At 64.6% G+C, this 25,036-nt stretch carries 25 protein-coding genes; 13 read left to right on the top strand and 12 right to left on the bottom strand.

Features of this window, described 5'->3' with window-relative positions; all coding sequences use genetic code 11:
• Nucleotides 1-24 precede the first annotated feature (24 nt).
• From ACZ2HM_RS02435 to rimO, 3 genes are read left to right on the top strand one after another with little or no spacing between them, the layout of a single operon-like run.
• Nucleotides 25-1,056 carry a peptidoglycan DD-metalloendopeptidase family protein gene (locus ACZ2HM_RS02435; protein ID WP_470426139.1) on the top strand — a complete coding sequence of 344 codons (1,032 nt, stop codon included), beginning with the start codon at nt 25-27 and terminating at the stop codon, nt 1,054-1,056.
• The gene (locus tag ACZ2HM_RS02430) at nt 1,053-2,099 is read left to right on the top strand and encodes a potassium channel family protein (RefSeq protein ID WP_470426138.1); all 1,047 of its coding nucleotides are present in this window, start codon (nt 1,053-1,055) and stop codon (nt 2,097-2,099) included. The genes ACZ2HM_RS02435 and ACZ2HM_RS02430 overlap by 4 nt, the downstream gene beginning before the upstream one ends.
• 46 nt (nt 2,100-2,145) lie before the next feature.
• Nucleotides 2,146-3,528 carry a 30S ribosomal protein S12 methylthiotransferase RimO gene (gene rimO, locus ACZ2HM_RS02425; protein WP_470426137.1) on the top strand — a complete coding sequence of 461 codons (1,383 nt, stop codon included), beginning with the start codon at nt 2,146-2,148 and terminating at the stop codon, nt 3,526-3,528.
• A 155-nt stretch (nt 3,529-3,683) separates the two neighbouring features.
• Here the strand turns inward: rimO and ACZ2HM_RS02420 are convergent, their stop codons facing one another.
• Together ACZ2HM_RS02420 and ACZ2HM_RS02415 are read right to left on the bottom strand one after the other, a co-directional pair.
• A complete protein-coding gene (locus ACZ2HM_RS02420) occupies nt 3,684-4,511 on the bottom strand; it encodes a DUF4163 domain-containing protein (protein WP_470426136.1) in 828 nt (275 codons plus the stop codon).
• A complete protein-coding gene (locus ACZ2HM_RS02415; RefSeq protein WP_313924338.1) occupies nt 4,511-4,711 on the bottom strand; it encodes a hypothetical protein in 201 nt (66 codons plus the stop codon). The genes ACZ2HM_RS02420 and ACZ2HM_RS02415 overlap by 1 nt, the downstream gene beginning before the upstream one ends.
• A 145-nt stretch (nt 4,712-4,856) precedes the next feature.
• Between ACZ2HM_RS02415 and ACZ2HM_RS02410 the strand changes: the two genes are divergently transcribed.
• From ACZ2HM_RS02410 to argC, 4 genes are read left to right on the top strand one after another with little or no spacing between them, the layout of a single operon-like run.
• Nucleotides 4,857-6,254 (top strand): leucyl aminopeptidase family protein, encoded by a 1,398-nt coding sequence (locus ACZ2HM_RS02410; protein WP_470426135.1) that lies wholly within the window; start codon nt 4,857-4,859, stop codon nt 6,252-6,254.
• Nucleotides 6,255-6,313: 59 nt separating this feature from the next.
• The gene (locus ACZ2HM_RS02405; RefSeq protein ID WP_069064834.1) at nt 6,314-6,721 is read left to right on the top strand and encodes a MarR family transcriptional regulator; all 408 of its coding nucleotides are present in this window, start codon (nt 6,314-6,316) and stop codon (nt 6,719-6,721) included.
• A complete protein-coding gene (locus ACZ2HM_RS02400; RefSeq protein WP_470426134.1) occupies nt 6,681-7,589 on the top strand; it encodes a C40 family peptidase in 909 nt (302 codons plus the stop codon). The genes ACZ2HM_RS02405 and ACZ2HM_RS02400 overlap by 41 nt, the downstream gene beginning before the upstream one ends.
• A complete protein-coding gene (gene argC, locus ACZ2HM_RS02395; RefSeq protein WP_037479846.1) occupies nt 7,586-8,530 on the top strand; it encodes an N-acetyl-gamma-glutamyl-phosphate reductase in 945 nt (314 codons plus the stop codon). Before ACZ2HM_RS02400 ends, argC begins: the two co-directional genes overlap by 4 nt.
• Before the next feature lie 9 nt (nt 8,531-8,539).
• Here the strand turns inward: argC and ACZ2HM_RS02390 are convergent, their stop codons facing one another.
• Nucleotides 8,540-8,749: a hypothetical protein gene (locus tag ACZ2HM_RS02390; protein WP_333974222.1), complete on the bottom strand. Its 210-nt coding sequence runs from the start codon at nt 8,747-8,749 to the stop codon at nt 8,540-8,542.
• A 231-nt stretch (nt 8,750-8,980) separates the two neighbouring features.
• Between ACZ2HM_RS02390 and ACZ2HM_RS02385 the strand changes: the two genes are divergently transcribed.
• Both ACZ2HM_RS02385 and ACZ2HM_RS02380 read left to right on the top strand, forming a co-directional pair.
• Nucleotides 8,981-9,154 carry a hypothetical protein gene (locus ACZ2HM_RS02385; protein WP_171899197.1) on the top strand — a complete coding sequence of 58 codons (174 nt, stop codon included), beginning with the start codon at nt 8,981-8,983 and terminating at the stop codon, nt 9,152-9,154.
• A gap of 51 nt (nt 9,155-9,205) precedes the next feature.
• Nucleotides 9,206-10,531, top strand: a complete 1,326-nt coding sequence (locus ACZ2HM_RS02380; protein ID WP_470426133.1) for a PQQ-dependent sugar dehydrogenase — start codon at nt 9,206-9,208, stop codon at nt 10,529-10,531.
• Nucleotides 10,532-10,728: 197 nt separating this feature from the next.
• Here ACZ2HM_RS02380 and ACZ2HM_RS02375 read toward each other — a convergent pair whose 3' ends face one another.
• Nucleotides 10,729-11,544, bottom strand: a complete 816-nt coding sequence (locus ACZ2HM_RS02375) for an ATP-binding protein (protein WP_470426132.1) — start codon at nt 11,542-11,544, stop codon at nt 10,729-10,731.
• Nucleotides 11,545-11,656: 112 nt separating this feature from the next.
• On the opposite strand from ACZ2HM_RS02375, the gene ACZ2HM_RS02370 reads away from it, so the two are divergent.
• Nucleotides 11,657-12,613 (top strand): L-threonylcarbamoyladenylate synthase, encoded by a 957-nt coding sequence (locus ACZ2HM_RS02370; RefSeq protein WP_037479596.1) that lies wholly within the window; start codon nt 11,657-11,659, stop codon nt 12,611-12,613.
• A gap of 254 nt (nt 12,614-12,867) precedes the next feature.
• On the opposite strand, the gene ACZ2HM_RS02365 is transcribed toward ACZ2HM_RS02370, so the two are convergent.
• The 7 genes from ACZ2HM_RS02365 to ACZ2HM_RS02335 all read right to left on the bottom strand — a co-directional run bounded on the left by ACZ2HM_RS02365 (nt 12,868) and on the right by ACZ2HM_RS02335 (nt 19,721).
• Nucleotides 12,868-13,134 (bottom strand): hypothetical protein, encoded by a 267-nt coding sequence (locus ACZ2HM_RS02365; RefSeq protein WP_037476894.1) that lies wholly within the window; start codon nt 13,132-13,134, stop codon nt 12,868-12,870.
• Between the two features lie 97 nt (nt 13,135-13,231).
• Nucleotides 13,232-13,765: a peptide-methionine (S)-S-oxide reductase MsrA gene (gene msrA, locus ACZ2HM_RS02360; RefSeq protein ID WP_037478931.1), complete on the bottom strand. Its 534-nt coding sequence runs from the start codon at nt 13,763-13,765 to the stop codon at nt 13,232-13,234.
• Between the two features lie 42 nt (nt 13,766-13,807).
• Nucleotides 13,808-15,508: a long-chain-fatty-acid--CoA ligase gene (locus ACZ2HM_RS02355; protein ID WP_037476892.1), complete on the bottom strand. Its 1,701-nt coding sequence runs from the start codon at nt 15,506-15,508 to the stop codon at nt 13,808-13,810.
• Between the two features lie 138 nt (nt 15,509-15,646).
• On the bottom strand, nt 15,647-16,330 hold the full coding sequence (locus ACZ2HM_RS02350) for a DUF1013 domain-containing protein (protein ID WP_037476890.1): 684 nt from the start codon (nt 16,328-16,330) through the stop codon (nt 15,647-15,649).
• Nucleotides 16,331-16,445: 115 nt separating this feature from the next.
• Nucleotides 16,446-17,474, bottom strand: a complete 1,029-nt coding sequence (locus ACZ2HM_RS02345; RefSeq protein ID WP_037476887.1) for a glycosyltransferase family 4 protein — start codon at nt 17,472-17,474, stop codon at nt 16,446-16,448.
• Between the two features lie 13 nt (nt 17,475-17,487).
• Nucleotides 17,488-18,363: a UDP-2,3-diacylglucosamine diphosphatase gene (locus ACZ2HM_RS02340; RefSeq protein WP_069064845.1), complete on the bottom strand. Its 876-nt coding sequence runs from the start codon at nt 18,361-18,363 to the stop codon at nt 17,488-17,490.
• A 353-nt stretch (nt 18,364-18,716) separates the two neighbouring features.
• Nucleotides 18,717-19,721: an NAD(P)H-quinone oxidoreductase gene (locus tag ACZ2HM_RS02335; protein ID WP_470426131.1), complete on the bottom strand. Its 1,005-nt coding sequence runs from the start codon at nt 19,719-19,721 to the stop codon at nt 18,717-18,719.
• A gap of 102 nt (nt 19,722-19,823) precedes the next feature.
• Here ACZ2HM_RS02335 and ACZ2HM_RS02330 point away from each other — a divergent pair, with 102 nt between their 5' ends.
• The 3 genes from ACZ2HM_RS02330 to ACZ2HM_RS02320 all read left to right on the top strand — a co-directional run bounded on the left by ACZ2HM_RS02330 (nt 19,824) and on the right by ACZ2HM_RS02320 (nt 23,257).
• Nucleotides 19,824-20,021 carry a DUF1192 domain-containing protein gene (locus ACZ2HM_RS02330; protein WP_470426781.1) on the top strand — a complete coding sequence of 66 codons (198 nt, stop codon included), beginning with the start codon at nt 19,824-19,826 and terminating at the stop codon, nt 20,019-20,021.
• A gap of 156 nt (nt 20,022-20,177) precedes the next feature.
• A complete protein-coding gene (gene clpA, locus ACZ2HM_RS02325) occupies nt 20,178-22,496 on the top strand; it encodes an ATP-dependent Clp protease ATP-binding subunit ClpA (RefSeq protein ID WP_470426130.1) in 2,319 nt (772 codons plus the stop codon).
• 83 nt (nt 22,497-22,579) lie between these two features.
• A complete protein-coding gene (locus ACZ2HM_RS02320) occupies nt 22,580-23,257 on the top strand; it encodes an esterase/lipase family protein (RefSeq protein ID WP_470426129.1) in 678 nt (225 codons plus the stop codon).
• A gap of 7 nt (nt 23,258-23,264) precedes the next feature.
• On the opposite strand, the gene recN is transcribed toward ACZ2HM_RS02320, so the two are convergent.
• Nucleotides 23,265-24,929, bottom strand: coding sequence for a DNA repair protein RecN (recN, locus tag ACZ2HM_RS02315; RefSeq protein ID WP_470426128.1), 1,665 nt, complete (start codon nt 24,927-24,929; stop codon nt 23,265-23,267).
• Nucleotides 24,930-25,036: the final 107 nt, after the last annotated feature.

Raw genomic sequence — 25,036 nt, 5'->3', positions numbered from 1 at the left:
CACTATTGCGATAGACAGGCGGCGATGTCTCGCGCGCGATTATCTTTTGTCCTCTTGCTGCTGAGCGGCTGCATCCCGACTGAAAGCACCCGCACGGGCGGCGACACGCTCCCGCCGCGGCTGGACGCCGATGCGTCGAGCGTGGAACTGGTCGAGCAGGAACCGGTATGGACCGCGCAGCAAGTGGTCGCCAATGCGCAGACGGTTGCGGCATCGCGCTATGTCGTGCAGCCCGGCGATACGTTGCGCGGCATCGGCAACCGCACCGGCGCGGGGTCGGAAATGATCGCGCGGGTCAATGGGCTGACTCCGCCCTTCGCCCTGCGCGTGGGACAGGCTTTGTCCATTCCCGGTGGCCGCTATCATCTGGTGGCGGAGGGCGAAACGGGGATTGCGATCGCCGCTGCCTATGGTGTGCCGTGGAGCCAGATCGTCGCGGTGAACGGGCTGGAAGAGCCCTATATGCTGCGGCGCGGACGCCGCCTGCTGCTGCCCGGCAATACGCCTGCAAGCGCGCCCGACCTGGAACAGCGCGCCGCCGCCTTTCGCATCGACATTGATGATGTGCTGACCGGGGGCCAGCCTGCGGCGGCGGAGAATGCGCCGGTGGCGGTGGCGTCCGCTGCGCCGCGCCCGCTGCCGAGCAATGTGCCGATCGCCCAGCCAAGCCGCCTGAACGGCCGCTTCGCCTGGCCGGTCAAGGGCAGCATCGTCTCGCGCTTCGGCCCCGGTGCCAGTGGCGCAAAGAATAACGGCATCGACATCGGCGTGGCCGATGGCACCCCTATCAAGGCGAGCGCCGATGGCGTGGTCGCCTATGCCGGGGACAAGGTGGCGGTGTTCGGCGGGCTGGTGCTGATCAACCATGGCAGCGGCTGGGTCAGCGCCTATGGCCATGCGTCGCGCGTCGATGTCGTGCGCGGGCAGAAGGTGACGCGCGGCCAGGTCATCGGCTTGACCGGCGATACCGGCTATGCCAGCCAGCCCAAGCTGCATTTCGAATTGCGCAAGGACCGGGTGCCCGTGAACCCCCTCACCCAGTTGCCGACGCCATGAACGTCAAGCCCCGCGCCGCCTCCCCCAGTACCGAGGGTTTCCTGCGACGGCGTTCGTCGATGCCGATGTGGGTCGATATCAGCTGGCGCGTCGGGCTGGTGTTCGGGCTGATCACGCTCGTACTGGGGCTGCACTGGATCGGCCGCGATGGGTTGAAGGACAATCTCGACGATCATATCAGCTTCATCGACGTGCTGTATTTCACGACGGTCACCGTGACGACCGTTGGCTATGGCGACATCGTCCCGGTCACGCCCGAAGCGCGGCTGTTCGAAGCCTTGTTCGTTACGCCGATCCGACTGTTCGTCTGGCTCATCTTTCTGGGCACGGCCTATAATCTCTTCCTCCGCAATATCCTCTACAGGTGGCGCATGGCACGTATTCAGGCCGATCTGCACAATCATATCGTCGTCACCGGTTTCGGCACCAGTGGCCAAGAAGCGGTGCGCGAATTGCTGGCGCGCGGCACCAATCCGCGCGAGATCGTGGTGATCGACGGCAGCGACAAGGCGCTGGAACTGGCCGAGTCCAAGGGGTGCAATGTGTTGTGCGGCGATTCGACCCGCGACAGCGTGTTGAAGGATGTGGCGATCCACCGGGCGCGCAGCATGATCGTGTCGGCCGGGCGCGACGATACGTCGATCCTCATCACGCTGACGGCGCGGCATCTGGCCCCGCGCATCCCGATCAGCATCGTGGTGCGCAACGAGGATAATGAATTGCCCGCGCGTCAGGCTGGCGCGACCACCGTCATCAACCCGGTCAGCTTTGCCGGACTATTGATGGCGGGCAGCACCAGCGGCAAGCATATCGCCGATTATATGGCCGATCTGGCGGCATCGGGCGGGCGCGTGCGGTTGAACGAACGGCCGGTGTTTCCGGAGGAAATCGGCAAGCCGCTCTCCGCCGTTACCACCGGGCTTGGCGTGCGCATCTATCGCGACGACCGGCCGATCGGCTTTTGGGAGCCGGAGGCCAAGAGCCTGCAGAGTGGTGACCTGATCATCGAAATCGCCGAGGGCGACGGCCAGGACCGGCCATAACCCGGCAGGTTGATGGCGGCGCGTGACATTTGGCGCGCAAATCCCTATGTGCGCGACCATCATGGCAACCAAATTTCCTGACGCGCCGAAGATCGGCATGGTTTCGCTCGGCTGTCCGAAAAACCTGGTCGACTCCGAACGCATCCTCACCAAACTGCGGTCGGACGGCTATCAGATGTCGGCGGATTATGCCGGGGCCGATGTCGTGCTGGTCAACACCTGCGGCTTTCTCGATTCGGCGAAGGAAGAATCGCTGGAGGCGATCGGCGAGGCGATGGCCGAGAATGGCCGCGTCATCGTCACGGGCTGCATGGGCGACGAGGCGGACCTGATCCGCGCGAAATTCCCGCAGGTTCTGGCCGTCACCGGCGCGCATCAATATGAGCAGGTGGTCAATGCGGTGCATGATGCATCGCCGCCGATCCCCAACGCCTTTGTCGATCTGGTGCCCGAAGGTGGCCTCAAACTGACGCCGCGTCATTATAGCTATTTGAAGATCAGCGAAGGCTGCAACCATCGCTGCTCCTTCTGCATCATCCCCTCGATCCGCGGCGACCTGGTGTCGCGGCGGATCGACGCGGTGCTGCGCGAGGCGGAAAAGCTGGTGTCGGCGGGGACCAAGGAATTGCTGGTCATCAGCCAGGATACGTCGGCCTATGGCGTCGACACCCGGCATGAGCCGCGCCAGTGGAAGGGCCGCGAGGTACGCGCGCACATGACAGACATGGCGCGCGAACTGGGGCAGTTGCGCGACGCGGATGGGAAAGCCCCCTGGGTCCGGCTGCATTATGTCTACCCCTACCCCCATGTGGATCAGGTCATTCCGTTGATGGCGGAGGGGCTGCTGACGCCCTATCTCGACATCCCGTTCCAGCACGCATCGCCGTCGGTGCTCAAAGCGATGAAGCGCCCGGCCAATGAAGCCAAGGTGCTGGACCGCATCCATAAATGGCGCGCCATCTGCCCCGACATCACGATCCGGTCGAGCTTCGTCGTGGGCTTTCCGGGCGAGACGGAAGCCGATTTTCAATATCTGCTCGACTGGCTGGATGAAGCGCAGCTCGACCGCGTCGGCGCGTTCCGCTTCGAACCGGTCGAGGGGGCTGCGGCCAACGCCCTGCCGGGCGCGGTGCCCGAAGCGGTCAAGGAAGAACGCTATCAGCGGATCATGGAAAAGACCGCCGCGATCAGCGCCGCCAAGCTGGCGGCCAAGGTCGGGCGCGTGCTGCCGGTGATCGTCGATGAAGTGGGCGAAGCGGACGAGGAGGATGGCAGCATTGGCGCCACCGCGCGGAGCCAGGCCGATGCGCCGGAAATCGACGGCAATGTGTTTTTGCGCGATGTCGGCGAAGGGCGGAAGGCGGGCGATATCTTTGACGTACTGATCGAGGATGCCGACGAGCATGATCTTTATGGCGTGCCGGTTTAGGGTTTAGCCAACCATGCCAATCCTCCCCTTTAAGGGGAGGTGGATGGCCGAAGGCCAGCCGGAGGGGTGTCACCCTATCGAGAGGGCAACACCCCTCCGTCATCGCTACGCGCTGACACCTCCCCTGCCAGGGGAGGATTGGGAAGGGCGCTAGCCTAATCTACCGCCACGAAGGCATCGCGATAGTCCGGTTTGATCGCGTCGCGCATCGCAGCGTCGACCGGCAAGGCGACTTCATAGCTGCCTTCCGCATAGGGACCGGCGCTATAGGGGCCGACCACCACGGTCAGGCCGTCGATCAGCTTGCCATCCTTCGATGTCGGCACCAGCACCTGTTCCATCGGGTCGATACATTGGGTGAAGTCATCGTCGCCGCGCACGACGGGGGCGCCGCGCTTTTCAGCGCGTTGCTGGTCGAGTATCGCGCAGAAACGGTCGCGGATGGCGGTGGAGAAGGCGGCGGGCGCGGTCATCAGCGCCTTGACGCTGCTTTCCTGTTTCCGCGCCTTGTCCCACAGCACGGCGTCATAGCCGGTCATCCCATGGGCGCCGCCGGTATAGACATAGGTTTGCGATTGGAGTGCGAGGAAGCGGGGCGTGTCGGCCGCGACGCTCCACTCTGTTTCCAGGCTGTGCGGGCGGAAGGGATAGCCGGACTCTTTTGCGGCCGCGCTGTCTTCCATCGCCATTTTCAGCGCGTCGGCCTTGGTCGCGGCCATGTCGCGCGCGAACTTGTCGACCAGCGCGGGGACGGCGGCGGCCTCTGCCGGGTAGGCGTAAGAAAATTCCAGGCCGCCTGCCGTTTCCTTGACCGCAAAGGGCTTGGATGGTGGCGCGGGGGGCGGCGTGCCCGCCATGCGATCGGCATAGCGGGCGGCCGCTTCATTCTCGGCAGCATTGCCGACGGGGGCGTCGGACGACGGGGCGCAGGCTGCAACCAGCAGCAGCGCGATCAGGCCACTTGGTGCGTGCGCCCGCCGCATCAATGCGCCTTTGCCATGCGGCAGCGTTCGCCGACCGCCTTGCGCGCATATTCGCTGTCCAGCGCCTGGGCGGCATTGGGCCAGCCCTCTGCGATCAGCGCCTGTTCGACGGCGCGGATATTCTCAAAATGTCCTGTTTCCGCGAGCGTGTAGGCGCGCGCGCGAAGGGCCTGTAGGCCACGATCGTCTGCATGAAGCATCGTCTCTCTCCTTGGCTGTGGTTATGACTTCGAAACTAAGCGCGCGCGCGCGATAGTGCAAAGGAAGAAAGGGCCGACCGTGCGGTTGGGGCGACGAATAAATTACGCCTTCCCTTGGCTCGGCGCTTTCCCTTACATGCCTGCCATGACCGATTTTGCCTACTGCATCAAAGCCGACACGGGGCAGCCCGCCCATCCGATCCATCTGGTCGAGGCCAAGGCGCTGGACGCTTGGCTCGCGAGCCGCCCGGAACAGAGTCGCGCGCTGCTGGCGGCGCAGAAATTCCGGGCCAAGCCGCAGGAGACGGCGATCCTGCCGGGTGAGCGGGACGGCGACTGGATGGTCGTGGCCGGGGTGGCGGACAAGGCGGCGCTTGGTCCCTGGTGCCTGGCGCGCCTCGCCGAGACGTTGCCCGAAGGACGCTATCGCCTGGCGGAAGGATCGCCCGGTGCGGCGATGCTGGGATGGATGCTGGGGCAGCATCGGTTCGACCGCTACCGCCGCGAGGATGTTCAGGTCGGGACGCGCCAATTGCTGACCGGCGACGTTGCGCGGATCGCGCCTGCGGTCGAGCTGGCGCGGGCGGTCGCACTGGTGCGGGATCTGGTCAATACGCCCGCCGCTGACATGGGGCCGGCCGAGCTGGAAGCGGCAACCGAAGCGGTCGCCAAGCCCTCTGACGCGACGGTCGTGGTGACGCGCGGCGATGCGCTGGCGCATGGCTATCCGATGATCCACGCCGTCGGGCGCGCCGCCGACCGGCATTTCGCGCCGCGCCTCATTGAACTCACCTGGGGCGATCTGGCTGCGCCGCGCATCGCCATTATCGGCAAGGGCATCAGCTTCGACAGCGGTGGCCTGGACATCAAACCCTCGTCAGGCATGCGCCTGATGAAAAAGGATATGGGCGGCGCGGCGCATGCGCTGGCGCTGGCGCAGCTTATCATGGCGGCGCGGCTGCCGGTGCGGTTGCACCTGCTGATCCCGGCGGCGGAAAATGCGATCAGCGGCAATGCTTTTCGTCCCGGTGACATATTGCGCAGCCGCAAGGGGCTGACGGTCGAGATCGGCAATACCGATGCAGAGGGGCGGCTGGTGCTGGGCGACGCGCTGGCGCGCGCGGCGGAGGAGAAGCCGGAATTGATCGTCGATTTCGCGACGCTGACGGGCGCTGCGCGAGTCGCGGTGGGGCCGGACCTGCCCGCCCTGTTCGCCAATGATGACCGGCTGGCCGCCGATATGGCGCAGGCGGGGACGGACGTGGATGATCCGACCTGGCGGCTGCCTTTGTGGGAGGGCTATGCCGATATGTTGAAGTCCGACATCGCCGATATCAACAATGCGGGCGAAGGCGGCTTTGCCGGGGCGATCACCGCCGCTCTGTTTCTGCAGCGCTTCGTGCCCGAAGGGACACCCTGGCTGCATCTCGACACCTTTGCCTGGCGGCCGTCGGCCAAGCCCGGTCGTCCCAAAGGCGGCGAGGCGCTGGGGCTGCGCGCGGCATTCAAGCTGTTACAGCAGCGTTACCAGCCCGCTAAGTAAAGCGTCACATTCCGCAGGACCGTTACGCAACCCGATTGGGCATCGTGCGTTAAGCCCGCATGAACGTCCACACAGCACAAGATCAGGTTGCCGCCATTGAACGCCCCGGAGTTCAGCCGCTTCGCCAATGGATGCGGACGCTGGTGGATTATGTCCGGTCGGGCAAACCGGACCTCACCAACCGGCAAATGGCGCTGATGATGACCGTCTATATCGGTGCCGGGCCGCATACGGTGCGCGGCCTTGCCGAAGCGCTGCATGTGTCCAAGCCCGTCATCACCCGCGCGTTGAACAAATTATCGGCGCTGGGCTATCTCCGCCGTGAGCGCGATGTGGCCGATCGACGCAATATTTTCATCACCCGGACCCCCAAAGGGGCGGAATTCCTTGACGCCTTTCATCATTTCATCGCAGGAACCGCGCGCGATGATAGGCACGACAACAGCAAAGCGGAACGCACCGCCTGAAAGAAGCCGGTTCAAGCTGGATGGCCGTTCGGTCGCGCTTGACCGCCGTATCCACGCCGCGCGCGGCGATCTCGCCGACCTGGCTTTGGCGGGTATTCTCTTTTCCGCCCATTATGCGCGCGCGGTGCCCTTTACCTGCGTGATGCCGGGCACGCCAATCCTGTCGGCCCCCTCCCCCAGCGCCGAAGCCGTGACCGAATTGTTGCGCGGCGAGACATTCCATGCGCTCGACGTAATGACCGACTGGGCCTGGGGCTTTTGCGGTCATGACGGCTATGTCGGCTATATCCGGCGCGAGGCGCTGGACGTCGCCGAAACGGTGACCCACCGCATCACCGCGCAGACCGCGCCGCTGTTTCGCAAGCCCGATATCAAGGCGCAGGTGCTCGACTATTGGCCGATGGGCGCGCAGTTTACCGGCGAAGTCGAAGGCGCGTTCATCAGTTGCGCCGAAGGCTATATCCATAGCTGCCATGCCAAAGCGATCAGCGAAGCGGACAGCGATTGGGTCGCGGTCGCCGAAGCCTATCTCGGCCAGCCCTATGTGTGGGGCGGACGCGGTCATCGCGGGATCGACTGTTCGGGGCTGGTGCAGGCGGCACTGGGCCAATGCGGCATCGCCGTACCGCGCGACACCGACCTGCAATGCGAGGGCATCGGCCTGCCGATCGAAAGCGACGCGGCGTTGCGGCGGGGCGACCTGATTTTCTTTCCGGGCCATGTCGGCATCATGACCGATGGCAAGACGTTGCTGCACGCCAATGCGCACTGGATGGCGGTGGTCAAGGAGCCGCTGGCCGATGTCGTCGCGCGATTGGCCGACGACCATGCCCAACCCATTATCGCACGGCGGAGGATCGGCGCATGAGCCACACTATCTTCATCGATGGCGGCGTCGGTACGACCGGCATCGAAATCGGCGACCGGTTGGCGGGACGCCCCGAATTGTCGCTGATCACGCTGGATGAGAAGGACCGCAAGGATGCGGCGGCGCGGCGCGATGCGCTGAACGCGGCCGATATCGTCATCCTGTGCCTGCCCGACGACGCCGCGCGCGAGGCCGTGGCGCTGATCGACAATGATCATACGCGGGTGATCGACGCGTCGACGGCGCATCGCGTGGCGGACGGGTGGACCTATGGCTTCCCCGAACTGGAGCCGGGCCATCGCGAAAAGCTCGCAGCCTCGCGCTTCGTCGCCAATCCGGGTTGCTGGCCGACCGGTTTTCTGGCGCTGGTCCGGCCGCTGACGCTCGCGGGACTGGTGCCTGCCGACTGGCCGGTGACCGTGTCAGGCGCATCGGGCTATTCGGGCGGCGGCAAGGCGATGATCGCCGAATATGAGGGCGCGGACGGCGCGCCCACCGCATTCCGCGCCTATGGCCTTGGCCTGGGGCATAAGCATGTGCCGGAAATGACCCGCTATTCGGGCCTGGTCCATCCCCCGCTGTTCGCGCCGGCCGTCGCCAATGGCTATCGCGGCATGGTGGTGGAAGTGCCGCTGCAACTGCGTGCCATGCCGGGTGCGCCGTCGCTGGAGAAGGTGCATACTGCTCTGGCGGACGCCTATGCGGGGTCGCCGCTGGTCAGCGTAGCGTCCTTGAGCGAGAGCGCGGCGATGGGGCAGGTCGAACTGGAGCATGTCGGCGCGACCGACCGGCTGGCGCTGTTCGTGTTCGGCAATGCCGATAGTGGTCAGGCGCGGCTGGTGGCGGCGCTCGATAATCTGGGCAAGGGCGCGGCCGGTGCGGCGGTGCAGAATCTCAACATATTGGCGGGCCTGCCCGAAACGGCGGGCCTGCGCCTCTAACGCCGTCTATCAGTGAATGGTGCCGACCGGCTGGTCATCCGCCAACAGGACGATCAGCCGCTCGATCTGACGCCAGTGGCAAAAATGGATGTGATTGCCAAGGTCGAGGCTGCGGTCGGCTCGCGCGGCGGCTTCATAGCCTGCATCGGCCCCGAATATCGCCATCAGCTCGGTCGCATCGTCATAGCTCTTTCGATCCGAAAGATATGGTAGCTGCATGATGATCCCCCGACGATTTTAGCGATAGGCTGTTCAGGCAAGTGCTTCAATTGCCGTGCCATTTCCCCGCTTTGCCATGGGAGGCGGGTTAGCAGCGTGAACGATCCGTTAGCCAAGTCCCAGAGCGGGACAGGCTGCGCCACTCTGGCACAGCCTGTCCCGAAACGGTCCCGGCGGGATCGCCGCGCAAAGCCGCTGGCATTGGCCGCCACGCCGTGGCAAGGGCGGGGCATGACGAAGCGCAAGAAAGACCCCACCGGCGCGGGCGCCATCATCGCTTTCCTGATCCTGGGCGGCGCGATCACCGGCGGATTGATGGGACAGCCCAGCATCGGCCTGCTGTCGGGCCTGGCGCTCGGCATCCTCATCGCCCTGCTGCTATGGCTGCGTGAACGCGGCAAATAAGCCCGTCCATCCGCCTTGCCCGGCGCGGCACGGCGACATAGATGGGATGGCATGAACAAGCATGTCATCGCCCTCCCCCTCATCGCCATCGTCGTAGCCGGCGGCGCGTTCCTCTACCTTGCGCAGGGAGACACGTCGCAACTGCCGCCCGGCGCGGATACGGGGCGCGAACCGGTCTTCACCAAGCCGCGCAGCGAAATGATCCCCACGATCAACATCGCCGAAGTGAAGCCGTGGACCGGCGGTGAACAGCCGGTTGCCGCAAAGGGGCTTGCCGTGGCGCGCTTTGCCGATGGCCTTGTCCATCCCCGCTCCATGCTACGCCTGCCCAATGGCGACATATTGGTGGCCGAAACCAACAGCCCGCCCCGGCCCAAGGACGGCATCGTCCAGCGGGTGATGAATTATCTGATGGCGAAGGCGGGCGCGGGCGATCCGTCCGCCAACCGCATCACCCTGTTACGCGACGCCGATGGCGATGGCCGCGCGGAAACGAAGACGGCGTTCCTGACCGGGCTGAACTCGCCCTATGGCATGGCACTGGTCGGCGACATGCTCTATGTCGCGAATAGCGACGCGCTGATGGCCTTTCCCTATAAGCCGGGCGACCTGAAGATCAGCGTCGCGGGCCGGAAAATCCTGAACCTGCCTGCCCAGGCCCCCAATATGCACTGGACCCGCAGCCTGACGGCTGGACCTGATGGGCTGCTCTATGTCGGTGTCGGGTCCAACAGCAATATCGGCGAGAACGGGATGGAGACCGAGACCAACCGCGCTTCGGTGCTGGAGGTCAATCCCAAGGATGGCAGCTATCGCATCTTCGCGTCGGGCCTGCGCAATCCGGTCGGCCTCGCTTTCGAACCCACCAGCGGCGCGCTGTGGGGCGTGGTCAATGAACGCGACATGCTGGGTGCCGATCTGGTGCCCGATTATCTGACGCGGGTGGAATTTGGCGGCTTTTATGGCTGGCCGTGGAATTATTGGGGCGGTTATGAGGATCGCCGGGTCCAGCCGCAGCGGCCGCAATTGCGCGAATATACCAAGCGGCCGGACTATGCGCTGGGCAATCATGTCGCGCCGCTGGGGTTGACCTTTGCCGACAAGGTTACGCTGGGCGCGCCTTATGCCCAGGGCGCATTCGTCGGCCTGCATGGCAGTTGGAACCGCAAGCCGGCGGCGGGCTACAAGGTCGTGTTCGTGGGCTTTGCCGATGGCGAAGCGGGCAAGGCCAAGCCGGTCGATGTGTTGACCGGCTTTCTGGATGCCGATGGCAATGCCCGCGGTCGTCCAGTCGATGTGACCGCCGACGCCAAGGGCGCGCTGCTGGTCAGCGACGATGTCGGCGGCGTGGTGTGGCGGGTGACGAAGGCCAACTGACGGCTTCAGACTTTCAGCCCATGCCGCCCAGCAGTCGTTAAGATGGACCGCCCTGCACGGTTCCGCATCCTCCCCTGGCAGGGGAGGTGTCAGCGCGTAGCGATGACGGAGGGGTATCGCCCTATCGAGAGCGGTGACACCCCTCCGTCTGGCCTTCGGCCAGCCACCTCCCCTACAAGGGGAGGATGGTTTTACTTCTAGACTGTCAGCCCGTGCCGCCCGGCCAGTTCGACGACATATTGCCAGGCCACGCGGCCTGATCGGCTGCCGCGCTGGGTCGACCATTGGATCGCTTCCAGTGGGTCGAATGCGACGCCCAGCTTGGCTGCATAGCCGCGCACGATCGCGACATAGGCGTCCTGGTCGAGCGCATGGAAGCCGAGGCTGAGGCCGAAGCGGTCGGACAGCGCCATCCGGTCGTCCACAACGTCGCGCGGGTTGATCGGGTCATCCTGTTCCGACAGATGCCGGGGGACGATGTGGCGGCGGTTGGAGGTAACATAGAGGCGGACATGCGCCGGGCGCGCTGCCGTCCCGCCCTGCAGCAATGAGCGCAACGTCCGGGCGTCGCCCACGCCCTCGTCGAAGCCGAGGTCATCGAGGAACAGGATGAACGGCCGGTCAGTGCCGCGCAACAGCGCGAACAGCGCAGGCAGGCTGGCCAGCGCATCGGTCGCGCATTGCAGCAGGGCGATGTCTTGCCCTTCGCGCTGCAACCGGCCGACAACCGACGCCACCGCCGCCGACTTGCCCGTGCCGCGCGCGCCCCACAGCAGCACGTCATGCGCGGCATGGCCAGCGGCCAAGCGGCGGCTGTTTTCGAGCAAAGCGCCTTTCTGCGCGTCGATGCCGGTGAGCAGGTCGTAATCGACCGGGGCGAAGGCATCCACCGCCTGGATGGCGTGGCCGTCCCACATATAGGCGGGCGATGCGGCGAGATCGGCGCTAGCGGCTGGTGGCGGGGCGAGCCGGTCGAGCGCGTCGGCGATGCGGGTCAGGAGGGCGTCGTTCATGCGCCGGGCTTAGCCAGCGATGATCGCTGCGGCAAGCGCAGGTCCACCAATGTCATTCTCCTGTCGCAATGGACTTTTACTTGAAGCTACCGAGGTCTATATCGCGGGGGCCGTGACCATCGCCAATCCAGCCTATTCCACCAAATCCTGCCGTTATGGTGCCGAAGCGCTGCGGGAGGCAGCGCTATTGATCCGTGCGGGGGAACCCGTGGCGGTCCCCACCGAGACGGTCTATGGCTTGGCCGCCGATGCCACCGACAGCCATGCCGTCGCCGCGATCTACAGCGCCAAGGGTCGGCCTAGCTTCAACCCCTTGATCGTCCACGTTTCTGATCGGGCCATGGCCGAGCGGCTGGCGGATTTCTCCCCGGTCGCCATGCGCCTTGCCGACCGTTTCTGGCCGGGGCCGCTGACATTGGTGCTGCCGGTGCGGGCGGATAGCGGGTTGTCGCCGTTGGTGATGGCAGGCTTGCCCACCGTCGCGCTGCGGCTGCCCGCGCATCCGGCGATGCGCGCGCTGATCCGCGAGAGTGGGCGGCCACTCGCCGCACCGTCCGCCAATCGCAGCGGGTCGATCAGCCCGACGCGCGCCGAGCATGTGCTGGCCAGCCTGAATGGCAAGGTGCGGATGATATTGGACGAGGGGCCGACCAGCGAAGGCGTGGAATCGACCATCGCCGCGCCGGACGCCGACCAAGTACGGCTGCTGCGCCCCGGCCCTGTCACCGCCGCGATGCTGGAGGAGGCAAGCGGGCTTCCCGTTGTCATCGGCACTGGCGCGCACAAGATCGAGGCGCCCGGCCAGCTAGAGAGCCATTATGCGCCGTCCAAACCGGTGCGATTGAATGCGTTGCGGGCGGAGAAGGATGAATATCTGATCGGCTTCGGCCTGATGCCTTGCCACATCAACCTAAGCCCCGACGCCAATGTGCGGGAGGCCGCCGCCAGCCTGTTCGCGGCGCTTCACATCGCTGATGCGAGCGCCGCGGTGAAGATCGCGGTTGCGCCCGTCCCGATGGAGGGGATCGGCGCGGCGATCAACGACAGGTTGAAACGCGCGGCGGCGTGAGGCGCTGCAAGCTCATTGCCTTATACCGAGATGCAATGATTGCGACCCATAAGGCTCCTCCCCCTTGAGGGGGAGGTTGTGTGGGGGTGCGCCGCCGCCAGCGTGGACGCTCGGCTTCGCCTCGCTCCCCCTCCCCCGACCCCTCCCCGCCGGGGAGGGGAGTCGTTCGTACTGTACCAGCGCGCAAACATAACGGCCCATGGGCGTTATTCCCCGACACAGGTCGGGTAACGCGACCTATAGGTCTGCTGGCACTACCCGCAATTATCGTAGCCGGCCTCGCGGCATTTTTTGCGCCGTTCCTTGTCGGCTTTCTTGCGCGCCTTGCCTTCGCGGGCTTCCTGTTCGCGCATCTTGCGGCCGTAGTTGCGGTCGGATTCGTCCTGGCTGGTCGTGGCCCAGTCCGCGGCCTGCGCGCCAGCGCGCACGGGCAGGGTCACGACGTCCAGCGCGGCCTTTGCCACGCAGCCGGTCAAACCGACCAGCATCAGCGGCGCGGCGATCCATAATAGCTTCGTCATCTTTCAGCCCCCGATTTGTTTCGCCGCCGACATGGCATAGCGCACATTAACCGCAGCCTAAGGACGAAGCAAAGCGCAATGAACCGTCGCGAGCCGATTACGCTTCGATGCGCTCGGCGAAACCCTTGCGCAGCTTGGCGAGCTTGGGCGGGATCACCGCCACGCAATAGGGATTGCTCTCGCCGACCCGCTCCCAATATTTCTGATGATAATCCTCCGCCGGATACCAGGGCGCATCCTCCTCGATCGTGGTGACGATCGGGTCGGTCTGATCGGCCTGGGCGCGGTCGATGGCGGCGCGCGCCTCCTCGGCCTGCTGCGGCGAATGGGGGAAGATGGCGGAGCGATATTGGGTGCCGACATCATTGCCCTGGCGGTTCAGCGTCGTCGGATTGTGCGTGGCGAAGAAGATATCCAGCAGGTCGGCATAGCTGATGACCGAAGGGTCGAAGCTGATGCGGATCGCTTCGGCATGGCCGGTTGTTCCCGAACAAACCTGTTCATAGGTCGGGTTCGGGCGCGCGCCGCCGATATAGCCGCTTTCGACGCCACTGACGCCCTTCAAATTCTGGTACACCGCCTCGGTACACCAGAAGCATCCACCGGCCAGCGTTGCGACTTCCTGCGTCATATCGTCATTCCTATCCATGTTCGATGCCATAGATAGGAAGGGTCAGGCGCCGCTTCCAGTCGCCAATTCAGCCGCCTTCGCCCGTTCTTCGGCAACCAGTTCCTTGCGCGACAATTTGCCCACCAGCGTCTTGGGCAGTGTCAGCCGCACTTCGACGGCCTTCACCCGCTCATGCTTGCCCAGTTGCGGGTTGAGCCAGGCCTTGAGCGCTTCGTCATCGATATCGAACCCGTCATTGAGGGTGACGAAGGCCTTGGGCTGTTCGCCGCGATAATGGTCTGGCACGCCGATCACCAGCGCCTCCTTGACCGCGGGGTGGTGATAGAGGACCGATTCCACCTGGCTGGGGAAAACCTTGAACCCGCCGACCGAGATCATGTCCTTTAGCCGGTCAACGATGCGGACATAGCCGTCCTCGTCGATTTCGCCGACATCGCCGGTGCGGATGAAGTCCCCCATGAACACTTCGGCGTCCGCATCGGGGCGGTTCCAATAGCCTTTCATCACCTGCGGCCCGGCGAACAGCAATTCGCCCGGCTCGCCCGGCGGCGGCGGCTTGGTCGGGTCTTCGCGATCGACGATCTTGACCCGCGTGCCCGGCACGGGCTGGCCGACCGTGCCGGTCTTGTTCAGCCCTTCATAGGGGTTGGTGCAGACAATCGGACTGGTTTCGGTGAGGCCATAGCCTTCGATCAGCTTGGCCCCGGTGGCTTCCTCGAAGCGTTGCCGCACTTCCAGCGGCAGCGGCGCGCCGCCCGAAATACAGGCGCGCAGCGAGGAGAAGTCGATGTTGCGGATCGCGGGATGATCGAGCAGCGCCTGGAACATGGTCGGCACGCCGGGCAGCGAGGTCGCCTTGACCCTTTGTACGGCGGCCAGCACCTGCGCCGCGTCGAAGCGCGGCAGCATCACCATCTCGCCGCCGTTCAGCACTGTACGGTTCAAGGTACAGGTATTGGCGAAGACATGGAAAAAGGGCAGCACTGCGATGATGCGATCCGGCTCGTTGGCGTGCGGGTCGATCACCTGCGCCTGGCGCGCATTGGCGGTCAGATTCTGGTGCGTCAGCATCGCGCCCTTGGGCGTGCCGGTCGTGCCGCCGGTATATTGCAGCAGGGCGATGTCCTGCTCCGGGTTGATGTCCGCCACGGTGCAGGCACCCGGATTGGCGATGAGCTTGTCATAGCGCAGCACGCGGGGATCATGCGGCAGGGTGGCCGTCTCCGCTGCCTTGAACCAGCGGAACAGCAGCGATTTGAACGGCGAGAGCATTTCGGCGACCGAACCGACCACCAGCTTTTCGAGGCTGCTATGGTCCAGCACCTTGAGCGCGGTCGGCAGCAGCGCTTTGGCCGACAAAGTGAAGAGGATCTTGGTTCCGCTATCTTCGACCTGATGTTCGAGTTCGGCGGCGGTGTAGAGCGGGGAGAAGTTGACGACGATCGCGCCGGCCATCAGCGCGCCATAATAGGCCGCAACATAATGAGGCGTGTTGGGCAGATACAGGCCGACCCGGTCGCCCTTCTTGACCCCCATCGCCTGCAGGCCGCAGGCGATGCGCTTGATCTGGCCGAACACCTCCGCATAGGTGAATTTTCGGCCCATGAAATCAATCATGATGGCGTCGGGATGGGCCAGCGCGCTGTCGGTGACCATGTCCCCCATCGATAATGGCGGGAAGGTCTGGTCCCACAAAGCGGGGTGGCGGTAATTCTCTCTCCAGAGCTTTTCTATGTTCTCCATGGCCCAAAGTGTATGGCCATCGCCCGCTTTACGCAAGCGTCAAGCACAGCAAAAAGGGCCGCGCCGAAAGCCCGGCGCGACCCTGAAAAAATGCTGCATTGCAACGACCTGCTGAGGTCGCCGCGTGACGCTACGGCATCACACCTCGCCCTTGTTGTTGCTGAACGGATCGATGATCGTGGCGACGCTCGAAATCAGGTCCGTCTCGCTCTTGAGCGCGTCTTCGGCGCGCTGCAACGCGTCCTTCCGTTCACGGCGCAGCTCTTCGATCAGCGCTTCGCGGTCGCCATCCAGGCGCGAATCGGTCGGCGCTTCGATGCCGAGCTTCTTCGCCGCCTTGGCCACCAGCGCGTCGAGTTCACGTTGCGAACACAGGCCCAGCGTTACCGGATCCTTGGGCGTGATGTTGGAGATGTTCCAGTGGGTGCGGTCGCGGATCGCGGCGATGGTGGTGCGGGTGGTGCCGATCAGCTTGCCGATCGCGCCGTCCGAGATTTCGGGGTGGTTGCGCAAGATCCAGGCGATGCCATCGGGCTTGTCCTGCCGCTTGCTGACCGGGGTGTAGCGCGGCCCCTTGGTCCGGCGCACCGGCTCTGGCCCCTTGAGCATCTTGAGGCGATAATCGGGGTTCTGTTCGCCCTTGTGGATTTCTTCCATCGTGATTTCATGGGCGCGGACGGGATCGCGGCCGGTATATTTGATGCTGGCGGTGTCATCGGCGATCGCCTGCACTTCGAGGATGTGCAGCCCGCAAAATTCGGCGATCTGGTCAAAGCTCAGAGCGCTATTGTCGATCAGCCAACTGGCGGTCGCGTGGGGCATAAGAGGCTGGGACACGGGGCTTCTCCGGCACGTAAAAACGATAAGGGCCGCCCAAGCAGGGCGGCCGCGACCGTTGGCAGATAGTCCATCCCGCCCCGTTCGGCAAGGAAAAGCGTCAGGCGGCGCTGTCGATCAACAGCGGGTCTATGGCGTGCAGGCCAGAGAGAAATTCCTGCGCGCTGCGTTCCCAGCTGAAACTGCGGCCATAAGCGGCGCAGGCCGCGCGGTCGCACGGCAGGGCCTGCGCGATGGCGGTGCCCAGATCGTCGGACAGCGCGCCGGTTTCGGGCGTGACGATATCGATCGGCCCGGTGACGGGATAGCCCGCGACCGGCGTGCCGCAGGCCAGCGCCTCGATCATCACCAGGCCGAATGTGTCAGTGCGGCTGGGAAAGACAAAGACGTCCGCGCCCGCATAGGCCCCGGCGAGGTCCGCGCCGAACAGCGCGCCCAGGAAGCGCGCCTGCGGATAGGCGCGTTCGAGCGCCGCGCGGGTGGGACCATCGCCGACGATGACCTTGGTGCCGGGATGGTCGGTCGCGAGGAAGGCCTCGATATTCTTTTCCACCGCGACCCGGCCGACATAGAGCTGGATCGGACGGGGCAGGTCCGCGAACAGGGCGGGCGGCACCGCGTCGGGGGTGAAGGCGGTGAGGTCCACCCCCCGGCCCCACGGGCGCACATTGGCGACGCCATGCGCGCGCAACTGATCGCGCACCGACTTGGTGGAAACCAGCACCGCCTGCGCCGGGCCGTGGAACCAGCGGATATAGCGCCAGAACCAGGCCGCCGGCAGCCCAGTGCGCTGGGCGACATAATCGGGGAAATGGGTGTGATAGGCGGTGGTGAACGGCACAGCGCTGCGCAGGCACCAGCGCCGCGCCGCGACGCAGAGCGGCCCTTCGGTCGCCAGATGCACCGCATCGGGGCGGAAGGCGGCGATCGCCTGGCCCACGACGGCGGGACGCACCAGCGCGAGGCGTATTTCGGGATAGGTCGGACAGGGAATGGAACCGTAGAGATCGGGCGAGATCACCATGATCTCATGCCCCATCTGTTCCAGTTCGACCTGGATCGTCTGGAGCGTGCGGACGACGCCATTGACCTGCGGGGTCCAGGCATCGGTGACGATCGCTATCCGCATGTCCCCTGCCCCCTTAGGCCGCCATCCGCGCCGATGGCTGCACGCCCTCTGCGGCGGTGCGTTTCGCAATCTCGTCGGCCCAGTGCAGCACCTGCATCTGTCCGTCATCATGTTCGACCAGCGCGGTGCAGCCTTCCACCCAGTCGCCGTCATTATAATATTCTATGCCGTCGATTTCGCGCATTTCGGCATTGTGGATATGGCCGCACACGACGCCGTCGACGCCGCGCGACCCGGCTTCGTGGGCCACCACTTCCTCGAAACGGGAAATGAAGGACACGGCATTCTTGACCTTATGCTTGGCCATCTTGCTGAGCGACCAATAGGGCAGGCCCATGCGCTGCCGCACCGCATTAACCACCACATTGAGGCGCATCAGCGTCGTGTAGGCGGCGTCACCGACGAAGGCGAGCCAGCGATGCGCGAGCATGATCGTGTCGAACTCGTCACCATGCAACACCAGCAGCTTACGCCCATCGGCGGTCTGGTGGATCGCCTTGCGCCGGATTTCGACGCCGCCAAAGCTCATGCCGGTGAACTGGCGGAACATTTCGTCATGATTGCCGGGGATGTAGACGACGCGCGTGCCGCGCTTGGCACGCTTCATCAGCCGCCACACCACGTCATTGTGGGTCTGGGGCCAGTAGAAGCGGCGCTTCAACCGCCAGCCATCGATGATGTCGCCGACAAGGTAGATGGTGTCGCTGTCGACGCTGTCGAGGAAATCGATCAGCATCTTGGCGTTACAGCCGCGCGTGCCGAGGTGAATGTCCGAGATCCAAATGGTGCGATAGCGGCGACGCTGCCCCGCCCGCTCCGGGATGTGGAACGGGTCGTCAATGCCCTGTTCCATCTCACCCAGGAAGGGCAAGCGCGTAATGGCGTTCATGGTACGGTCCCCAAAGACGTCTATCCTTGGGACCGAGTCCTTAGCGCGCCATTGTTACAAGTCCGCACCGAATATGACGGAAATGCTACGTTTTGCAGGGGTTTTTGGCTTAGTCGATGCGACTGAATGATCGCTGCACGTTCATTTTACGCCGTCATTCCCGCGAAGGCGGGAACCCATCTCCCGACCTCTGTTCTGTGGGAAATGGTGGGAGATGGATCCCCGCCTTCGCGGGGATGACGGGGGGAAGGCATGTCGTGCCGAAACTAAACGCAGAGCCAATGGATCCTGACTTTCGTCAGGATGACGGGACGTGAGTCGGGACCGCTTTCGGCCTCATTCAGTTCAGCCCCTCACACCACCAGCACGATTTTCCCGAAATGCTCGCCGGCGTCCATCCGGGCGTGCGCCTTCGCGGCATCCGCCAGGGCGAAGCGTTGGTCCATGGCCGGGCGGAGCTTGGCTTCGTCGACGAAGGGCCAGACGTTGCGGACCAGTTCGTCGGCGACCAGGCTTTTGAAACCGACCGAGCGCGCGCGCAGGGTCGAGCCGGTGAGGGTCAGACGCTTTTGCATGATGGTCGGGATGAAGATGCTGGCCTTCGCGCCGCCCAGCACGGCGATCGACACATGCCGTCCGTCTTCAGCCAGGCATTCGAGGTTACGCGGTACATAGTCGCCGCCGACCATGTCCAGCACGGCCTGCACCCCCTGCCCGCCGGTTATGCGTTGGACCTGCTCGACATAATCCTGGGTGCGGTAGTTGATCGCTTCGTCCGCGCCCCAGCCCTTCGCCTGAGCGCATTTCTCGTCCGACCCGCAGGTCACGATGACCTTGACGTCGAACAGGTTGCACAGGCGGATCGCCATCGTGCCGATCCCGCTGGTGCCGCCATGGACCAGCACCGTGTCGCCACCCACCGCATAGGCGCGCTCGAACAGGTTGGTCCATACGGTGAAGAGGGTTTCGGGCAGCGCAGCCGCCTCCACCATGTCATAGTCCGCCGGGACCGGCAGGCATTGGCCCGCAGGCGCCACCGCATATTCGGCATAGCCCCCGCCCGCCAGCAAGGCGCATACGCGCTGCCCGACCAGCATGTCCGAACTGCGCCCCGCCGCGACGATCGTGCCGGAGACTTCCAGCCCCGGAATGTCCGAAGCGCCGGGCGGTGGCGGATATTTTCCCTGCCGCTGCAATACATCGGGCCGGTTGACGCCGGCAGCGGCGACACGGATCAGCACCTCGTCATCGCCGGGGACGGGCAAGGGGCGGCGCATCGGCACCAGCGCGTCGGGACCACCGGGCGCGGCGATACCTATCGCCATCATCTCCTTGGGCAAGGCCTCAACGTCCGCCATAGATTCCCCCTAAAAACCCCAGATGCTGCGATGCATCAAAATTGCCTCATCCAGCATCCACCCATATTGACACCGTGAGCAACAGGGTCAACATTGGCAACCATGGACATGGATGACGACCTCCCCCGCAAGGGCGACGATCTTCTGACCCGGCTTATCCAACAGGATCTAGGCCCGCTGTCCGTGATTGAACTGGAAGCCCGCATGTCCGCCCTAGAAGCGGAAATTGCCCGCACCAGAGCAAAAATGCAAAGCGCCGTTAACCATAAGGCAAGTGCCGAGGCGCTATTTAATCGATGACCCCACGTCAAGCCCCAAGCGCCCCGTTCAAGGGCATATTAGGGCATGGACAGTCTGGCAATTCCGGCGATCGGGCGCTGCGCCTTGATCCGCCGTCGAGCAATGCCGACATAGGGTTCACCATCACCCTTCATTGGGGTCAGGAGTAGAGTAGATATGCCTTCATTCGCGCCCGCTCTGGAAACCACGCTGCACAATGCGTTGACCCACGCATCGGAGCGCAAACATGAATATGCCACGCTGGAGCATCTCCTCCTGGCACTGATTGATGACGAACATGCGTCAAAAGTGATGCAGGCGTGCGGCGTGGAAGTCGGCGAACTGGGCGACGTGGTCACCCAATATCTCGACACCGAACTCGACAGCCTCAAGGTCGAGGGGGCAAGCGACCCCTCCCCCACCAGCGGCTTCCAGCGCGTAGTTCAGCGCGCCATCCTCCATGTGCAATCCTCCGGCAAGGATGAAGTGACGGGCGCCAATGTCCTCGTCGCGCTCTTTTCCGAACGCGAAAGCTACGCCGTCTATTTCCTGCAACAGCAGGATATGAGCCGCCTCGATGCCGTGAGCTTCATCAGCCATGGCGTCGGCAAGGGCACGCCCGCGCCCGAGCGTCAGGAGACCAAGGGGTCAGCCGAGGAGGAAAAGAAGGTGCAGGACGGCAAGGGAAAGAAGGACAGCGCCCTCGATCAGTTCACCGTCAACCTCAATGAGAAAGCGGAACGCGGCAAGGTCGATCCGTTGATCGGCCGCGCGTCGGAGGTGGACCGGACGATCCAGATCCTGTGCCGCCGCTCGAAGAACAATCCGCTTTATGTCGGCGATCCTGGCGTCGGCAAGACTGCCATCGCCGAAGGGCTGGCGCGCAAAATCGTCGAGGGCGAAGTGCCCGACGTGTTGAAGGAAGCGGTCATCTATTCGCTCGACATGGGCGCGCTGCTGGCCGGCACCCGCTATCGCGGCGATTTCGAGGAACGGTTGAAGGCGGTTGTCACCGAGCTGGAAAAGCTGCCCCATGCCGTTCTGTTCATCGATGAGATCCACACCGTCATCGGCGCTGGTGCGACCAGCGGCGGCGCGATGGATGCGAGCAACCTGTTGAAGCCCGCTTTGTCGGGCGGGACGATCCGCTGCATCGGGTCGACCACCTACAAGGAATTCCGCAACCATTTCGAGAAGGACCGGGCGCTGCTCCGGCGCTTCCAGAAGATCGACGTCAACGAACCAACGATCGAGGACACGATCAAGATTCTCGCAGGGCTGCGCTCCGCGTTCGAGGATCATCATCACGTCAAATATACCCCCGACGCGATCAAGGCGGCGGTGGAATTGTCGGCGCGCTACATCAACGACCGCAAGCTGCCGGACAAGGCGATCGACGTGATCGACGAAGTCGGCGCGATGCAGATGCTGGTGGTGCCATCCAAGCGCAAGAAGGTGATCACGCCCAAGGAGATCGAGCAGGTCATCGCGACCATGGCGCGCATCCCCCCCAAGACAGTGTCGTCCGACGACAAGAGCGTGCTGGAAAGCCTGACCACCGATTTGAAGCGCGTGGTGTTCGGCCAGGACAAGGCGATCGAGACGCTGTCGTCGGCGATCAAGCTGTCGCGGGCGGGCTTGCGCGATCCCGACAAGCCAATCGGCAACTATCTCTTCTCCGGCCCCACCGGCGTCGGCAAGACGGAGGTGGCGCGCCAGTTGGCGACGTTGCTCGGCATCCCGCTGCAGCGGTTCGACATGTCGGAATATATGGAACGTCATTCGGTCAGCCGCCTGATCGGTGCGCCTCCGGGCTATGTCGGCTATGACCAGGGTGGCTTGCTGACCGATGCCGTGGACCAGCAGCCGCATAGCGTCCTGCTGCTCGACGAAATCGAAAAGGCGCATCCCGACCTGTTCAACATATTGTTGCAGGTGATGGATAATGGCCGCCTGACCGACCATCACGGCAAGACCGTCGATTTCCGCAACACCATCCTCATCATGACCACCAATGCGGGTGCTTCGGACATGGCGAAGGAAAGCATCGGCTTTGGCGAACTGACGCGCGAGGATGTGCAGGAGGATGCGGTGAAGAAGCTCTTCACGCCTGAATTCCGCAACCGCCTCGATGCGATCGTGCCGTTCGGCTACCTGCCGCCCGAAGTGGTCGCCCGCGTCATCGACAAGTTCGTGCTGCAGCTCGAACTGCAACTGGCCGACCGCGACGTCCACATCACGCTGGATGAAGAGGCCAAGGCCTGGCTCACCAAGAAGGGCTATGACAAGCTCTATGGTGCGCGTCCGATGGGTCGCCTGATGCAGGAAAAGGTCAAGCAGCCGCTGGCCGAGGAACTGCTGTTCGGCAAGCTGGTCCATGGCGGCGAAGTGCATGTCCATATGAAGGACGAGGCACTCGCCTTCGAGATCACCCCGGCGGCCCCCAAAAAGGGCAAGAAGGGTGGCAGGGCCAAGGCGGCCGAAGGCACGAAGTAACCGCGCTTAGATGTGCGACGGAAAGGGCGGCCTGCGAGGGTCGCCTTTTTCTTATACTGCTCGCGCTAATATGGAACGACAGCATGGCCCAGTCCACGTCATCGCCCGAAGCGATCATATTGCTGCACGGCTTTGGTGGCCATCCGGTCCAGACTGCGCTGCTCGCCCGTCGTCTGCGTCGCGCTGGTTTTGCCGTGTGCAATATCGGCTACCCCTCGTGGCGTTGGCCGATCGATCGCATCGTTGAGCATATCCATGCGCGGATCGCGCCTTTTGCCAAGGCGCAAGCTGGCCCGGTCCATTGCATCGGCCACTCGATGGGTGGCCTTGTCCTGCGCGCTTATCTGGCGCGCCATCGCCCGCCCAATCTCGGTCGCGTCGTGATGTTAGGGACACCCAATGGTGGCAGCGAAATCGCCGATCTCCTCTATCGGCTGCGCCTCCATGGTCCCATCCTGCATCGCGCCGGGGACGCATTGCGCACGCGGCGGCAGGCCAGCGTGGACCAGGCCTTTGGCACCGTCGATTATCCCTTGGGCATCATTGCCGGTGACAGGCCGATGCAGGCCTGGCTTCCCGGCCTGGTGTTTCGCGCGGCCAATGATGGCAAGGTCAGCGTCGCGGCCACCCATCTTGCTGGACAGGCTGATCACCTGATCTTGCCCGTTGCGCATACGGCGATGATCTACACTCGTCCGGTGGTTGATCAGGTCGTGCATTTCCTGCGCAACGGCCAATTCCGTCGGGACGCGCGGCCGTAATCTGCTTCTACAGCGTTTCGAGCAGCCTATCCGCCTGGGCGCGGGCTTCGGCGGTGATTTCCGCGCCGGAGAGCATGCGCGCGATTTCTTCGCGGCGTTCCTGGTCGTCCAGCGCGTGGACGCCGGTGCGGGTGACGGTGCCGTCGCTGGATTTGGCGATCAGCAGATGGCCCGCCCCGCGCGCCGCGACTTGCGGGCTGTGGGTGACGACCAGGATCTGGTTGCTTTGGGCGAGGCGGGCGAGCCGTTCGCCGATGGCCGATGCCACCGCGCCGCCGACGCCCCGGTCGATTTCGTCGAAGATCAGCGTGTCCGCCCCGCCCTGTTCTGCCAGCGCGACCTTGAGCGCGAGGATGAAGCGGGAGAGTTCGCCGCCCGAAGCGATCTTGGTCAGCGGGGCGAAGGGCGCGCCGGGGTTCGTCGAAATCTCGAACTCGACCCGGTCCATGCCCTGCGCGGTCCATTGCCCCTCGTCCAGCGGCGCGACCACGGTGCGGAAGCGGGCGGCGTCGAGTTTCAAGGGCGCAAGCTCGCCCGCCACCGCCGCGTCGAGGCGACCGGCTGCCAGTTGGCGTTCGCCCGACAGCGCCTGCGCCGCGGCGCGATAGGCGGCGGCCTTGGTCGCGACCTCCGTTTCCAGCACCGCGATATGCTCTTCGCCGCCTTCGATCGCGGCCAGCTTTGCCGCCATCTCTTCGCATAGGGCGGCCAAGTCATCGGGTTGCACCTGATGCTTGCGGGCGAGGCCGCGCAGGTCGAACAGGCGGGTTTCGATGCTGTCGAGCCGGGCGGGATCGAAGCTCAATGCTTCGGCGGCTTCGGCCAGCCGATCCTCGGCCTCGCCCGCTTCCACCACGGCGCGGTCCAGCGCTTCGAGGACAGCGGTCAGCAGCGGCTCCTCGCCCGCGATCCGGTCCAGCCGCCGAGCGGCCTGGCGCAATTGCGCGAGGCCGCCATCGGAGCCGGTCAGGCACTCGCTGATGGTGGTGAGATCATCGGTCAGGCGCGCGCCCTTCTGCATCGTCGCGCGTTCCTCGGCAAGCGTCGCTTCCTCGCCGGGTTCGGGCGCGAAGCTGCGCAGTTCTTCGACGGCGTGGGCGAGATAATCGCGGTCGCGCGCGGCAGTTTCGACCGTGGCGCGCGCTTCGGCGAGCGCGGCAGCGGCCTTGCGCCACGCGCCATGCGCCGTGCCGACCGCGCCGGTATCACAGCGGCCATAGGCGTCGAGCAAGGCGCGGTGGCCGCGCGCGTTGAGCAGGCCGCGATCGTCATGCTGGCCGTGAATTTCGACCAGCGAGCCGCCCAGTTCGCGCAGCAACGCGGCCGAGCAGGGCTGGTCGTTGACGAAAGCGCGACTGCCGCCGTCGGCCTTGACCATGCGGCGGATGATGAGCGGTTCGCCCGGCTCCATCTCCACGCCATTGTCGGCCAGCAGCGCGGCGGCGCGATGGTCGCCGGTCGGCGGATCGAAGGTCGCGATGACGCTGGCCTGCGCCTCGCCATTGCGGACGAGGCCGCTATCGGCGCGCGCGCCCAGCGTCAGCCCCAGCGAATCGAGCAGGATCGATTTGCCCGCGCCGGTTTCGCCGGTCAGCACGGACAGGCCAGCGCCGAACTCCAGGTCCAGCGCTTCGATCAGCACGACATTGCGGATGGACAGGGCGGTTAGCAAATCAAAGGACTCTCCCCTCCCGCTTGCGGGAGGGGTTGGGGGTGGGCGCGTCGCGCAGCGGCGTATGGCAACGCCGGGGCCGGATGCTCGCTACGCTCGCAGCCCAC

The organism is Sphingobium sp. KKT206, assembly GCF_055640555.1.
This window is presented reverse-complemented; position numbering and strand designations above follow the sequence as displayed.

Coding starts and splice junctions, on each gene's coding strand:
- ACZ2HM_RS02435 (WP_470426139.1), top strand. CDS start 25: ATGTCTCGCGCGCGATTATCTTTTGTCCTCTTGCTGCTGAGCGGCTGC.
- ACZ2HM_RS02430 (WP_470426138.1), top strand. CDS start 1,053: ATGAACGTCAAGCCCCGCGCCGCCTCCCCCAGTACCGAGGGTTTCCTG.
- rimO (WP_470426137.1), top strand. CDS start 2,146: ATGTGCGCGACCATCATGGCAACCAAATTTCCTGACGCGCCGAAGATC.
- ACZ2HM_RS02420 (WP_470426136.1), bottom strand. CDS start 4,511: ATGCGGCGGGCGCACGCACCAAGTGGCCTGATCGCGCTGCTGCTGGTT.
- ACZ2HM_RS02415 (WP_313924338.1), bottom strand. CDS start 4,711: ATGCTTCATGCAGACGATCGTGGCCTACAGGCCCTTCGCGCGCGCGCC.
- ACZ2HM_RS02410 (WP_470426135.1), top strand. CDS start 4,857: ATGACCGATTTTGCCTACTGCATCAAAGCCGACACGGGGCAGCCCGCC.
- ACZ2HM_RS02405 (WP_069064834.1), top strand. CDS start 6,314: ATGAACGTCCACACAGCACAAGATCAGGTTGCCGCCATTGAACGCCCC.
- ACZ2HM_RS02400 (WP_470426134.1), top strand. CDS start 6,681: ATGATAGGCACGACAACAGCAAAGCGGAACGCACCGCCTGAAAGAAGC.
- argC (WP_037479846.1), top strand. CDS start 7,586: ATGAGCCACACTATCTTCATCGATGGCGGCGTCGGTACGACCGGCATC.
- ACZ2HM_RS02390 (WP_333974222.1), bottom strand. CDS start 8,749: ATGCAGCTACCATATCTTTCGGATCGAAAGAGCTATGACGATGCGACC.
- ACZ2HM_RS02385 (WP_171899197.1), top strand. CDS start 8,981: ATGACGAAGCGCAAGAAAGACCCCACCGGCGCGGGCGCCATCATCGCT.
- ACZ2HM_RS02380 (WP_470426133.1), top strand. CDS start 9,206: ATGAACAAGCATGTCATCGCCCTCCCCCTCATCGCCATCGTCGTAGCC.
- ACZ2HM_RS02375 (WP_470426132.1), bottom strand. CDS start 11,544: ATGAACGACGCCCTCCTGACCCGCATCGCCGACGCGCTCGACCGGCTC.
- ACZ2HM_RS02365 (WP_037476894.1), bottom strand. CDS start 13,134: ATGACGAAGCTATTATGGATCGCCGCGCCGCTGATGCTGGTCGGTTTG.
- msrA (WP_037478931.1), bottom strand. CDS start 13,765: ATGACGCAGGAAGTCGCAACGCTGGCCGGTGGATGCTTCTGGTGTACC.
- ACZ2HM_RS02355 (WP_037476892.1), bottom strand. CDS start 15,508: ATGGAGAACATAGAAAAGCTCTGGAGAGAGAATTACCGCCACCCCGCT.
- ACZ2HM_RS02350 (WP_037476890.1), bottom strand. CDS start 16,330: ATGCCCCACGCGACCGCCAGTTGGCTGATCGACAATAGCGCTCTGAGC.
- ACZ2HM_RS02345 (WP_037476887.1), bottom strand. CDS start 17,474: ATGCGGATAGCGATCGTCACCGATGCCTGGACCCCGCAGGTCAATGGC.
- ACZ2HM_RS02340 (WP_069064845.1), bottom strand. CDS start 18,363: ATGAACGCCATTACGCGCTTGCCCTTCCTGGGTGAGATGGAACAGGGC.
- ACZ2HM_RS02335 (WP_470426131.1), bottom strand. CDS start 19,721: ATGGCGGACGTTGAGGCCTTGCCCAAGGAGATGATGGCGATAGGTATC.
- ACZ2HM_RS02330 (WP_470426781.1), top strand. CDS start 19,824: ATGGACATGGATGACGACCTCCCCCGCAAGGGCGACGATCTTCTGACC.
- clpA (WP_470426130.1), top strand. CDS start 20,178: ATGCCTTCATTCGCGCCCGCTCTGGAAACCACGCTGCACAATGCGTTG.
- ACZ2HM_RS02320 (WP_470426129.1), top strand. CDS start 22,580: ATGGCCCAGTCCACGTCATCGCCCGAAGCGATCATATTGCTGCACGGC.